We start from the raw sequence: 13073 nt of genomic DNA, 5'->3' as shown, positions 1-13073 counted from the left end.
AGTAGCACGCAATGACGGCACTATGACAATACCGATACCAACATCGCTGAAAGAAATGACCAGTAGACTTACCGTTGGAAAGCGAGAGGCCGTCTACTTTAGCCACGGCAAAGCATCTGGGTTCTATCGTGTTGAAAGTGGATTTATAGGCCTTTACCAAGTAGCAGAAAACGGAAAAGAATCGTTACTAAGATTGTATGGGAAGGGCTCGTATTTTGGGTATCGCTCTCTATTTACCTGTCAGCGCTATCCCGCAACGGCAAGGGCAATGGAAGACAGTGTTGTCAATCGGGTGAATGTCCACTCTTTTGAAGACTTGCAACACCTGTCTCCCTCACTGACCAAAGCCCTCACAACCGAGGTGTGTCAAGAGTTGGGCGAAGCCGAGCGACGTCTCGTTCAATTTAGTGCTTTCAACGCTAAAAACAGGATCATCGATGCGATACAGCACTTCTTTACGCACTACCCCCACTACCCTTGGACCTATCGCGAAATTAGCGAATACAGTGCTACCGACGTGACGACGGTGATTCGTTTTTGTAAATCACTCAAACAAGCCGGTGTGCTTTGCAAACACCATCGCAAACCCCACCCGCTCGATCTATCAAAACTGGCGAACACCCACGGAATGTCCAAGGAAAGCATTAAATGAAAAAGCTTAGATCTAAAAAATCACCATGGCGTGAAGAAGGGAACGCTCCGGATTATCGCTTCTCACTCGCCAACGAACGAACCTATCTAGCGTGGGTTAGAACATCACTCGCCTTGTTAGCCGGCGCTATTGCTCTTGACCAACTGACTCCAGAGCTTGCAAACCCATTAGTGCGACTGTTGCTTTCTTGTTTCCTGTGTCTCTGCTCAGGTGCGGTTGGGATCTATGCTTACCGACGATGGTCTCGCAACGAACAAGCGATGAGGTTAAACCAAGAGCTCCAATACACATCGAACATGAAGATTATTAGTGCCATCATTTTGTTGCTTACCCTCATCATCGCGTTGGCCATCACTCTATGAGTACGGTAAATGGTCTGCAATTAGAACGTACTGTCTTGTCTTGGCTACGGACACAGTTAGTCCTATTTGCCATCGGTGTGGTATCAATAAAGGTGTCGATCACTCAAGATGCCACTCTCATTTATCTATGTGGTGCAACGGCAATGCTGGTTGCCATCATGTGTTCTCTCTCCCACGGGAAAGTGATCAAGTTTTTTACCTCAATAATAATAATGCTGATAGCAGCAGCCTACGCCTTAACTATGCTATCTGAAGTCTTCATAGGAAAACTACAATGAACCAAATTACCAACTGTCATGTAATGGCTAAGCCATCCGGCTCGGTATGTAATATCGACTGTGACTACTGCTTTTATCTAGAGAAAGAGAAACTCTACCCTGATAGACAAAAGAACTGGCGTATGGATGAAGAAACGCTTGAGGTATTTATTCAACAATACATCGATGCGCAGCAGGGGGATACCGTTCAATTTGCTTGGCAAGGAGGAGAGCCAACACTACTCGGCGTAGACTTTTATCGCACCGTAGTTCAATTGTGCGAACGTCATCGGGGCAAAAAAAAGATCTCACACGGTTTTCAAACTAATGGAATTTTGATCAACGACGAATGGTGTGAGCTGTTCAAACAAAACGACTTTTTGATTGGTGTTTCTATTGATGGGCCAGAAGGTCTTCATGATGCCTATCGCACCAACAAGAGCGGCAAAGGTACCCATCGCAAAGTTGTCGATGCGATCGAGTTATTAAAAAAACATGGTGTCGAATTTAATACCCTTACCGTAGTCAACGATAAGAACGTCAAACACCCACTTAAGGTATACCAGTACTTAAAAAGCATTGGTTCGAACTTCATTCAGTTCATTCCTTTGGTAGAGCGACAAGAATCCGACCAGCTAACAAACGATACCTGGTTGGTTAACCCAGATCAAAAAGATGGCAAGGTCACCCCTTGGTCGGTCCAACCCGATGAGTACGGCCAATTCCTAAATACCATCTTCGATTACTGGGTCACTAGAGATGTAGGACGAGTATTTGTTCAGCAGTTTGATACCACGTTAACGACCTGGCTTGGGCAACCGAGTCCGATATGTGTATTTTCGCCAAAGTGTGGGCATGCATTTGCTATCGAGGCGAATGGTGACCTATTTCAATGTGACCACTACGTCTACCCAGAGTATAAACTTGGCAATATCCACGATCGCACTATCCAGTCGATGAACAATAGCGAAGAAGCGATTAATTTCGGACTCAATAAGTCTAAACAACTGAATAGTAAGTGTCTGTCATGCCGATACCGATTCGCCTGCCATGGTGGTTGCCCGAAACACCGCTTTTTGCCTGGACCAACAGGTGAACTCAACCATAACTATTTGTGTCAAGGGTACTTTAGCTTCTTCGAGCATTCTCAGCATGCGATGGCCTACATGGCAAAGCTGATCAAAAGTGGCCAATCACCAGCCAAGATTATGGAGCAGTTTTCAAATAAACCGACGGAGAGGGTGGGTAGAAATGACGCCTGCTCATGTGGCAGTGGTAAGAAATATAAGCGCTGTTGTGCGTAAATAACATCGAGTGACCGTCAGTTATTGAGAACATAAAGTAACCGGGCGACTTGACTAAAATGTATGGTCCGCCCCGTTATTGCAACTACAATTAAGTAATAACGGAGTTGGTTTGCGCTAATGTATTCGGAGTCCTTGTTGGGAGCACTAGCTTCCCAGCTCCACGATGATATCCGCGCCAGATTATCCTTAAAAAGCCCAAAGCATTGATTGCTATTTTTTGTATCAGGTTTTTAATCTGGCCGATTGACCGTTTTTGTCATCACGTTCATTGGCGTTGCAAACTTGGTTATAGCTAAACAGCCTTAAAAGCTTGGCGGTGGTATAACACCGCCCAAGCTATCCTCACTAGCTTGTTGGCTAATGCGACTACCACTACATTAAATGGTTTGGTGGCTCGTAGGTTCACAAGCCACTCTCCAAACACTTTTCCTGTCGTCTCTAGTCTAGAGAGTACAGCTCTTGCCCCATGGACAAACTGAGTTCTGAGATGTTTATTCCCTCGTTTACTCATACCAAGTAGTTTGGTCTTCCCTTCCGTTGAGAATTTCCTTGGCACAAGCCCCAACCAAGCCGCCATCTCACGGCCATTGGTGAAGTTACTCGGAGAGCTTACATCCGCAATACATAATGTGGAGGTAAGGTCGCCAATTCCAGGGATAGTTTTTAATAATTGAGCACTTTCATTACTATTAATAATAGTTTGAAGCTTGTTATCTTGAGTTTTGATTTGTTCATTAAGGTACTTGTAATGTTCGTGGATAGACATCAATTCACATAGCAAGCTTTTTGGTAATGAGACGGTTTGTTCTGCTAACCATTGAAACAGAGACTTCATCTTAGCATGCCCTTTGGGAAAGCTAAGGCCGAACTCAAGTAAGATCGCTCCGATCCGCGACATAGTGGCAGTTCTCTCCTTGATATAACTATCTCTGACTCGATGAATCGCTGCGATGACTTGAGCCTCTTCACTTTTTACAGCTACAAACCTCATGGTCGGTCGACCCGCAGCCTCTGCGATCGCTGAAGCATCGATGAAATCGTTTTTATTGCCTTTGATATAAGGCTTAACATACTGAGGAGGAATAAGTCGGGGTTGATGACCAAACTCACTACATTTTCGAGCAAGCCAATGAGCACCGCCACAGGCTTCGAAAGCAATAGTTGTTGGTTCTATTTTACTAAGAAAGATTAAGAGTTGGTTGCGATTAAATTTACGACGAAGTACCTCCACCCCACAACGGTTATGTGCGATAGCATGGAAGCAATGTTTACCTAGATCGATACCTAAAATATGAATAGAAGACATATGGTTCACCTCATTCTGAGAGCCTACTCTAAGCTTAATGGCTTGAGAGTGAGGCGGACCATATAATTAAGCCCGGTATCAAAAAAAGTCCATAATGGCGACATTATGGACTTTATCTTTTAGCATACATAATAGCGACAATTTACGCGTTAAGTATACCTCTAAAAACTAGGCTTCTAAAATTTCAGGTCTCGTTCCTTCAATGCGATAGATCTCGTCAAGAAGAAGTTGTCGTAGCTTTTCTTTAACTGGTTTCAAATCCGCGTTAGCAACTAGGTTTTCTAACTGATTGGGATCGTCTACAAGATTGTATAAGAACTCTTCTTGATAAACAGCACTTTCTTTCTCCATTAAGCCACTTTGATCTGGAGCTGATACCGAATATGTCCACGTATCAGTACGAATTGCACGGCCAATTTGTGACTCACTGATCTGAATGAAGCTCACATTGTCTTTCTTAGCATTATCAATGTACAAATCTTGCAGCGGTTGACCTTGCATATAGCTCGGTACATTCATGCCAGCCGCCTTTAGCAGAGTCGGAACAACATCGATAATACTCGCGTGGTCGTCAATCACCTGACCTGCTTTCGCTCGTGGATCGTAAATAACAAATGGAATACGGATCGAAGAGTCATGGCATGAGCGCTTGTATTCGCTGTTACGTGTCTTAAAGTGAGAGCCGTGATCACTCAGATAGATGATGATCGTGTTGTCATCTAATCCTTTATCTTTCACCGCTTGTCGGATTTTACCCACGTTTTGGTCTAAGTTGTGACAACATCCTAGATAGTCCGGGTACTCCTCAGCCCAATCACCATCAACAAATGGTTCTAGATCGCCAGGCACCTTAAAGTCACTCCATTTTTCTTGCGAGCCATGTGGGCCTTCATAAGTTTTACGATCATTCTGATGATGTGGTTCTAGGTAGGATAAGAATAAAAAAAACGGCTTGTCTTCTTGATAGTTACCAATGTAATCGGTAGTTAAGTCAGTCAAAAAGTCTGCACGATACACATCTTCATCCCAGCTTACCTTGTTGCCATCGATGTCGAACATGTGTCCACCGTAGCCATGTGAAGTGCCCTCAAGGATATCTGATGCAACCCAGAAGTCTTTATAACCACCGCGATATTGTTTTGGTATTGCTGTGAAACAGTTATCAATCGTTTCACCTGAACTCTCTGTTGGTGCCGCTACAACAAAGCCTTCATGAGCAGTGTTGTTTGACGCTAGGTGCCACTTACCTACGTAACCGACGCTGTATCCTTCGTCTGAAAGAAAGTGAGCCACAGTTTTTTGACCTTGAGGGAGAATGATGTCATTTCGGAAGCAACCCGTTTCGGTTGGATATAGCCCCGTTTGCATTGTCGAACGTGTAGGACCACATACTGGGTTAACTGTAAATGCGTTCTCGAACATGACACCATCACGTGCAAGCTCATCGAGATTTGGGGTCACGGGCAGTTCCTGACCGTAACAACCTAACGTATCCCAACGCTGTTGATCGCTAAAAATTACAATGATGTTCGGCTTATTCATATTTACCTCTTGATACTTATTTGTTTCGTAGCATTAGCTGATCGTTATTACGCTAGATAAAACATCTCTGTTAACTCTGTCGATTTTGGGCTGCTATCAGGATTCGTCTCCATGATATCTTCCATATGACGCCACCATCTCTGACAAGCTTCGGTTTTTGAAACGTCGTTCCACTTATCCACAGATTCTAACTCGACATAGCCAAACAGACAACCGGTCTCCTGATCTAGAAAAATGGAATAGTTGTTTGCACCTGCTTCTTTAAGCACCGTAACTAAATCAGGAAAAACGTTATCATGACGCTTTTTGTATTCTTCAAACTGACCGGGGTTAACTTTGAGTTTAAACGCTTTTCTAATCACCTAACGCCCCCTCAAGCCAGTGCTTTTTCGTTCAACGTAACGTTGAATGCAGACTCTAGTTCTTTAAATTCTTGCGGTTGAATAGTCTGTCGCTTGCCACCCATTGCAAGAACTTTAACGAGTATCTCAGCTGCCTTCTCTGCCGTATCCATCAAGCCAAACGCTAGGCTTAGGTCTTCCGCAGAACAGAATGTGCCATGATGAGCCCAAATAGCGACATCATACGTTTTCATCAACTCACTCGTGTGCTCTGCGATAGCGCGGCCACCAGGTACCATCCACGGAACAATACCCACACCGGCAGGAAATACCACCGGACACTCGGTCGCCATTTCCCACAATTCACGGGTAAATATCTCAGCTTCAAGTGGCAAGACAAAAGTAAGCGCGATTAAGTTTGTCGTGTGAGAATGCATAACGACTCGATGCGCACCATCCGTAACGTCAAACTTAACTGAGTGGTTCATAAGGTGCGCTGGTAGCTCACTCGTCGGCTTCGCGTTATTAATAAGCCCCCAGAGCGTTCTGTACTGAGTACCATCTTCTGATACTTGGATGATTCCCGCATTCTCTTCAATACACACTTCTACGTTTCGAAAGTACTTACCGCTACCTGTAACGATAAAGAATTCATTGGCCAGATTAGCGACCGTCACGCCGATGTCCGCCCATTGCGATGCCTCATCAAAAAATGGACGAGCCTGTTCGACTTCGGATTCAGTCAAACGGTAGGACAAGTTGCCACCATTACGCTCATGCCACCCTTTTAGCCAGGCATCCTGGGTCGTTTTTTTAAACTCTTGTATAAATGCTAACTTATCCATTATTTGCCTCGCTTAAACAAAACGTCTTGTTCGTATAGTTCGACCGCTCTAAACCAGTCTTCGTTTGCTGGTACATCGTTTGACTCACAGAAGTAGTTCCAAATATCACCCATTGGGTAGGTTTTTAGCTCTTCCATTAGAACTAGGCGCTGAGTGAAATCACCTTCATTTTGCAACTCAGTCAACTTGTCATGCGGCATAAGCATGGCTTCAAGCAGTGCTTTTTGCATATTGCGTGTGCCCAATACCCAAGCGGCTACGCGGTTGATACTGGCATCAAAGAAATCTAGGCCAAGGTAAACGTTATCCAAGCTATCAGTACGAACCAGCTCTTTTGCAATTTCTCTAACTTCATCGTTTAGCGTTACGACATGATCACTGTCCCAACGAACAGGGCGAGTCACATGCAAAGCAAGCTCATCTTGATAAAGCAACATAGATGAAATCTTGTCAGCAACTGACTCCGTCGGGTGGTAGTGGCCATTGTCTAACAAGCAAAGTTTATTGTTCGCAATCGCATACCCCATATAAAACTCGTGCGAACCAACCGTGTAGGATTCAACACCAATACCGAATACCTTTGACTCTACCGAATCTTTGTTGAACTGCTCATCAACGTCTACCGCAAAGATCTCATCGAGTGACTCTTTTAGGCGCTGGCGCGGTTCAAAGCGATTACTTGGTGTATCTTTATAACCGTCTGGAATCCAGATATTTGTTAGGCAAGTTTGATCTAATTCCTTACCGAAGTATTCGCCAATCTTACGAGAAGCAATACAGTGCTTAATCCAAAAATCACGGATCTCTTTATCAGGGTGAGACAACGTCAAACCGTCACTTGCATTTGGGTGAGAGAACAAGCTTGGGTTAAAATCTAGGCCGAGGTCGCGCTCTTTCGCCCATTCAACCCAGCCAGCAAAGTGCTCTGGCTTTAACTCATCGCGATCAACTGCCACACCATGTGTTTCTGCATATAACGCATGGAGGTTAATTTTATGCTTACCAGGGATAAGGCTCAGTGCCTTGTCTAAGTCTGCACGTAGCTCTTGAGCATTCGTCGCTTTACCTGGGTAACTACCAGTGGCGGAAATACCGCCAGACAGTTCATGAGCCGCTTCCTCGAAACCCGTCACATCGTCACCCTGCCAACAGTGAATAGAGACTTTAACGTCCTTCAATTTCTCAAGCGCAGCATCAACATCAATGCCCCATTTAGCGTAAAGTGATTTACTCAGTTCGTATCTATCTTTTAAACTCTGTTCCATGATAATTCCTAATTAAATGCTGTTTCTAATATAGTTTTTTGCTTGTTTTAAATGGGCAATCTCACCCATGGATAACATTTGTACAATGATATTTCCCACTCCAGTCGCCTCCACTGGACCGACAATAATTTCTTTATTGGTTTCTTGTTCAATAAGTTCGTTCAACAACTGATTCTTGCAACCCCCGCCAATAATGTTGACTTTGTCTACCGTTTTACCGGTAATATTGACAAGCTCTTCAATATACTGGTTATAAGACTTCGCTAGACTTCGATAAACACACATGCAGACTTCACCCGTTGTTTGGGGGACGTCTTGTCCTGTTTCTTTACAATAGTCGCTAATTTCTTCAATCATATTTTCGCTGACAAAAAAGCGTTCATTGTTGACATCGATGACTGAATTAAAATGACTCGCCTCTTGAGCAAGATCAGCCAGTTCCGCGTAGGAGTACTTATAATCCAGCATCCTTGAAACTTCTTGAACTATCCAAAGTCCCATGATGTTCTTCAAAAATCGATATCGCTTGTTGTATCCACCTTCATTGGTGAAATTGCGTTCACGAGAAATATCGGAGACTATCGGCTTTTCAAGCTCAGTACCCAATAGTGACCAGGTTCCGGAACTCAGAATCACGCCATCATCGTCTAGATCGAGAACACTCGCGATAAATGCAGATGCGGTATCGTGCGTTGCTGGCAACACAACTTCACAGTCAAATCCGACCGTCTCCTGTATTGATGACTTCAGATTGCCAAGACGGTGACCAGGATATTGAGGCTTCGCAAAAATATCTTTACTAATGCCGCATACTTCCAACAGGTCTTTATCCCAATCATCACTATCAACGTTCAACATTTGAGTCGTGCTTGCATTGGTATACTCATTGGCTTTTACACCAGTTAGGAGATAATTAATATAATCAGGGATCATTAAGAAAGAGCATGCTGCTTTCTTATTGTTTGAATCCACAGAGTTCACCTGATATAGAGTGTTGAACTCCATAAACTGAATGCCTGTTTTACGATATATTTCGCGATGTCCAACTTGATCGCAGACGTCATTCATAACACCTTTAGTACGACTGTCTCGATACGAAACTGTGTTACCTATAATGTTATCGTCACTATCAAGAAGAACAAAATCGACACCCCAGGTATCAATACCGATGCTTTTAGGTATTTTCCCAAAAAAAACACATTGCTTTAGCCCCTTAATAATATGGCTAAATAGCTTATCCACCTCCCAACATAGCTGATTGTCAACAGATGCAAGCTTGTTCTCAAAACGGTATATTTCTTCAAGCACTATTTGTTCATTTTCAATATGACCTAATAAGTGCCTTCCACTAGAAGCACCTATATCGATTGCCAAAAAGTAATTCATAACTATCTCCCAGTGTTTAAATTAATCATACAAGAAATAACGGCCAACAAAATGCGCTAAATTGCTCTTAATGGTGTCATTTTTTGCAATTCTTACCTTAGATTTTTTGTAGGCCCAAACTCGAATAATCAATACAACACTAATTGTTAGGACTGAGGAAAACAGCCAACTCTGGAAATATGCTTGCTCCTATGACCAAAGAAACAAACCATGCCAACATGATATATAAACAATTGACTAAAAGTATAAGATACCGCCTCCTTGTATAAATAAGGTATATACCCGTGATCATTGAAGATGTTTGATTTCGAGAGGATCAGGATCATGCTACGAACCATGAAAATTACACTGACTCCTCAACAGAAACTACAACTCAAACAAATGTACGACATTGAACGTGATAGTCGAGTTTGCGACCGTATTAAGACTGTTTTTCTAACTTCTGAAGGCTGGAGTCAGACTATGATTTCACAAGCTCTTCGTATTCATGAATCGACCGTAGCACGCCACCTCAGTGAACACGTTCTGTCTGAAAAACTGAAGCATGAAAATGGTGGAAGTCAAAGCAAGCTTTCTGCCACTCAAACCATTCAGGTAATCGAGCATTTGACCGAGAAAACCTATTCTCACACGCATCAAATTGTCACTTACGTTAAAGAGATGTTTGGACTTAAGCTCACGGTCTCTGGAATGAACCAATGGCTTTAGCTATAAGCAATCGAAGGGCATACCACACAAGTTTGATAAAGCAAACAGCAAGCACTCATAAAGTCTTATGAAACGTTTAAGGCAAGCTGTGGCAAGGATGAATCGATAGTCTTTATCGACGCAGTTCACCCAACACTATCAACAAAAATATCTCGTGGCTGGATACGAACTGGTCGTAAACGCCCCATGAATCCACGGGGCGATACGTCTAATGTTTGAAGTTCCAAGGTAGGAGTGAATCAATATCTGGCTCTGATTTCGCTAACTCTTTCATGCACTTGACCATGTAGCCATAGAAGATAAGCCCATTAGCTTTTGCCGTTTCTACTATACTGTAAAACATCGCGTTCGCTTCAGACATTGGCCGAGCAGTAAAACCACTGTAGCATTGCTGATTCTAACGGGTTTATGGTCTATAATCGTGAAGCCCGAAAACAGTCTATCAAGCTCGAGCTGAGTCAGAGTAAACACCTTATTTTTCTCTTTTGATGGCCACTTGTACTTGGCTTGTTCGAAGCGTTTGTAACAAAGATCAAAGCCTGTTTTATCCCAGTACAATACCTTGATTTCGTCGCGATGTTTATTGGTGTACAGGAACAGAGCACCACTTCCTAGAGGTAAATCGGAGTCATTTTCAATAATCGCTGCGAGGCCATTGATAAACTTTCTAAAGTCGACGCTGTTACGATACAAGTAAATCTCTGGATCGCTGTGCGTGCGTTTCATGATAGCGCCCCGATGAGTTCTGCTATATAAGTGGCCGGCGTTCCCTGTGGAATGCTCAACTCCACATCATTGACGAGCAGTGTCATGTTATCGGTGGCTAGTTGGGCTTGATACTTCGTCGTCTTTTCGACGACTTTAGCTCTAACAAGTTCGAAAGGCGTTGATTGAATTGTCGACTGAAGTTGACGGCGTTTTGCAGAGAACGTCGATAAGCTGAGCGCGTGCAGTTCACAGAAAGCACGTTGAGTCATATTGCTACTTTCATATTGTTGGAAGAGAGCTTGACACTCCTGATTAGAACGTCGTTTTACCATTTCAAATCTCCCTGTGATTGAAGACCTGATCATATTACTAGCGCAGAACGATTAGAATGCGGGGTGTATGACGCGCATATGAAGTTTCTTCGTTCAAGGTATGATATGTCTCAGCTTTCGACCCAAGCTTGGTATCTTGGTGAAGATCTATCGAATTCATTCAAAATGAGTGGTTTTGAATAGGAGTCTCACCAACAAAACCTAAGAGATCGATAGTAGTTTTGTCGCAAATCTCTGTATCAAGACCCCAAAATGGCTATATCGCTAATATAATTTCGATGAGATATAGCCGTTTATGTACTTAGTGAGTAGTTTGATCAGCAGCGCTAAACAGAAGAAGTTAAGATTGCATATAAACTACTTGGGTACTCAGATACTCATAAAGACCATGTTTCCCATCTGCACCACCAATGCCCGATTTTCTGACGCCAGCATGGAAGCCTTGCATCGCTTCGAAGTTTTCACGGTTAATGTATGTTTCACCAAACTCAAGCATGTTCACAGCATGAAGTGCTTTCGTCAGATCCTTAGTGTAGATCGATGAGGTTAAGCCATATTCACAATCATTTGCGTAACTAATTGCCTCGTCCAGCGAATCTACAATTTGAATTGGCAACACAGGCCCAAAAGTTTCATATTTCATAATATCCATTGACATGTCACAACCACTCAATACCGTAGGCAAAAAGTAATGACCTTTATCAGTATCGGCGCGGGAACCTCCGCACTCTAACTTCGCCCCTTGAGCCAAAGCAGTGTTGACTGAATTTTGAACTTTTTGTAACCCTTGACTGTTAATGAGTGGACCCATTTCTATGTCATTGTCCAATAATGGGTCTCCAAAGCGAGTTGCTTCCATCTCTCGAGTGATATGTGCAATAAATTCTTCAGCGATACCTCGTTGAACATAGACTCGCTCAGCACAATTACAGACCTGACCAGAGTTGATGATGCGAGAATCTCTAATGGCCTTTACCGCCAAGTTAATATCCGCATCATCGAGTACAATGGCTGGTGCTTTACCACCAAGTTCCAAGTTCAGTTTGGTAATGTGAGGTGCAGCCGCAGCCATAATGTTTTCGCCAGTTTTAACGCTGCCTGTAAAACTAATCATGTCGACTTCACTACTGCCCGATAACTGTCCACCCACATTGCCACGACCTGAAACAACGTTAAATACACCATCAGGAAGATCGGTTTGAGCCACCAATTTGGCGAATTCAAAGCAATTATTCGGAGTTTCTTCACTCGGTTTGATAACAATCGTGTTGCCAGTTACAAGTGCTGGGGCCATTTTACGAGCAATCAAAAAAAACGGAAAGTTCCATGGGAGTATGCCCGCAACAACGCCAATTGGCTTTCTAAACAGAAAGATGTTTTCTCCGCGCCTATCACTAGTAATAATTTCACCTTCAATACGTCTGGCCCACTCAGACATATAATCGATGTAGTCAGCTGTAAATCCAACTTCAACTTTTGCTAGTTCAAGTGTTTTGCCTTGCTCTTCACTGATCACCCTGGCTAAGTAGGCTGAGTTTTCACGAACTTTTTGAGCAATAGCCCGCAAGTGCTTTGCCCTCTCTATTGCCGGAGTGCTCGCCCAATTACGTTTTGCGTTTGTCGCCGCCTCTAGTGCTTTTTTTACTTCCGCCTCATCTGAATCTGGCACTGTAGAAATCAGTGCTTCTGTCGCCGGATTATAGACTTCAATACGTTCATTAGTCTCTGTAAAATGACCATTAATGTAATTACTATAATTTAGATTAGTTTGCATCTGATATTGTCCTTATTTGTAGTTAGTTCCCTCGCCGAACCATTGCCACATTCGTAGTAAGCGCACGCGAACCAAACACAAAAATGTTCAATCAACACTTACACTCGTAAAACAAATGTTAAACTCATGGAGGATGTTATGTGTTTTTCGGGTCTTCAACCTTTGAGTATTTGCAAATTCAAAGAAGGAACTCTGCAAATACTCAAAGGAAGCCATTTGAAAATCACAATTACTTAACAAGGTGTAATATCGCAGAACTCATTTAGCTAAGTAACTCTCGATACTATG

The 13073-nt window shown here is 43.1% G+C and carries 13 protein-coding genes and 2 pseudogenes; 5 read left to right on the top strand and 10 right to left on the bottom strand.

All coding sequences use genetic code 11. The features are described 5' to 3' along the window. Positions 1–22 precede the first annotated feature (22 nt). From AC6I7V_RS21050 to AC6I7V_RS21035, 4 genes are read left to right on the top strand one after another with little or no spacing between them, the layout of a single operon-like run. Positions 23–652: a Crp/Fnr family transcriptional regulator gene (locus tag AC6I7V_RS21050; protein ID WP_498012449.1), complete on the top strand. Its 630-nt coding sequence runs from the start codon at positions 23–25 to the stop codon at positions 650–652. Beyond that, entirely contained in the window at positions 649–1014 is a 366-nt protein-coding gene (locus AC6I7V_RS21045; RefSeq protein ID WP_498012448.1) for a YidH family protein, read from the top strand. The genes AC6I7V_RS21050 and AC6I7V_RS21045 overlap by 4 nt, the downstream gene beginning before the upstream one ends. Continuing rightward, positions 1011–1292: a DUF202 domain-containing protein gene (locus AC6I7V_RS21040; protein WP_498012447.1), complete on the top strand. Its 282-nt coding sequence runs from the start codon at positions 1011–1013 to the stop codon at positions 1290–1292. Before AC6I7V_RS21045 ends, AC6I7V_RS21040 begins: the two co-directional genes overlap by 4 nt. Then, on the top strand, positions 1289–2575 hold the full coding sequence (locus AC6I7V_RS21035; RefSeq protein ID WP_498012446.1) for an anaerobic sulfatase maturase: 1287 nt from the start codon (positions 1289–1291) through the stop codon (positions 2573–2575). Before AC6I7V_RS21040 ends, AC6I7V_RS21035 begins: the two co-directional genes overlap by 4 nt. A 295-nt stretch (positions 2576–2870) precedes the next feature. Here the strand turns inward: AC6I7V_RS21035 and AC6I7V_RS21030 are convergent, their stop codons facing one another. The 6 genes from AC6I7V_RS21030 to rhaB all read right to left on the bottom strand — a co-directional run bounded on the left by AC6I7V_RS21030 (position 2871) and on the right by rhaB (position 9263). After that, positions 2871–3884 (bottom strand): IS110 family RNA-guided transposase, encoded by a 1014-nt coding sequence (locus AC6I7V_RS21030; RefSeq protein ID WP_498012445.1) that lies wholly within the window; start codon positions 3882–3884, stop codon positions 2871–2873. A gap of 168 nt (positions 3885–4052) precedes the next feature. Next, entirely contained in the window at positions 4053–5426 is a 1374-nt protein-coding gene (locus AC6I7V_RS21025) for a sulfatase family protein (protein ID WP_498012444.1), read from the bottom strand. Between the two features lie 47 nt (positions 5427–5473). Then, on the bottom strand, positions 5474–5788 hold the full coding sequence (gene rhaM / locus AC6I7V_RS21020; protein ID WP_498012443.1) for an L-rhamnose mutarotase: 315 nt from the start codon (positions 5786–5788) through the stop codon (positions 5474–5476). 11 nt (positions 5789–5799) lie between these two features. After that, entirely contained in the window at positions 5800–6612 is an 813-nt protein-coding gene (gene rhaD / locus AC6I7V_RS21015) for a rhamnulose-1-phosphate aldolase (protein WP_277824254.1), read from the bottom strand. Beyond that, positions 6612–7877, bottom strand: coding sequence for an L-rhamnose isomerase (gene rhaA, locus AC6I7V_RS21010; RefSeq protein WP_498012442.1), 1266 nt, complete (start codon positions 7875–7877; stop codon positions 6612–6614). The genes rhaD and rhaA overlap by 1 nt, the downstream gene beginning before the upstream one ends. Before the next feature lie 12 nt (positions 7878–7889). After that, entirely contained in the window at positions 7890–9263 is a 1374-nt protein-coding gene (rhaB, locus tag AC6I7V_RS21005) for a rhamnulokinase (RefSeq protein WP_498012441.1), read from the bottom strand. Between the two features lie 324 nt (positions 9264–9587). Here rhaB and AC6I7V_RS21000 point away from each other — a divergent pair. Next, positions 9588–10187 (top strand): annotated as a pseudogene (locus AC6I7V_RS21000) (winged helix-turn-helix domain-containing protein); the annotation flags it as partial. Here AC6I7V_RS21000 and AC6I7V_RS20995 read toward each other — a convergent pair. The 4 genes and pseudogenes from AC6I7V_RS20995 to aldA form a co-directional block, all read right to left on the bottom strand. After that, a pseudogene (locus AC6I7V_RS20995) lies at positions 10180–10329 on the bottom strand (transposase domain-containing protein); the annotation flags it as partial. The pseudogenes AC6I7V_RS21000 and AC6I7V_RS20995 sit on opposite strands and share 8 nt — an antisense overlap. After that, the gene (tnpB, locus tag AC6I7V_RS20990; protein ID WP_498012440.1) at positions 10299–10697 is read right to left on the bottom strand and encodes an IS66 family insertion sequence element accessory protein TnpB; all 399 of its coding nucleotides are present in this window, start codon (positions 10695–10697) and stop codon (positions 10299–10301) included. The gene tnpB and the pseudogene AC6I7V_RS20995, both read right to left, overlap by 31 nt. Continuing rightward, positions 10694–11011, bottom strand: a complete 318-nt coding sequence (tnpA, locus tag AC6I7V_RS20985; protein ID WP_498012439.1) for an IS66 family insertion sequence element accessory protein TnpA — start codon at positions 11009–11011, stop codon at positions 10694–10696. The genes tnpB and tnpA overlap by 4 nt, the downstream gene beginning before the upstream one ends. A gap of 340 nt (positions 11012–11351) precedes the next feature. Further along, positions 11352–12785 carry an aldehyde dehydrogenase gene (gene aldA, locus AC6I7V_RS20980; RefSeq protein WP_498012438.1) on the bottom strand — a complete coding sequence of 478 codons (1434 nt, stop codon included), beginning with the start codon at positions 12783–12785 and terminating at the stop codon, positions 11352–11354. Between the last annotated feature and the right edge of the window lie 288 nt (positions 12786–13073).

The sequence above is a fragment of the Vibrio sp. KUL70 genome (assembly GCF_059725515.1).
This window is presented reverse-complemented; position numbering and strand designations above follow the sequence as displayed.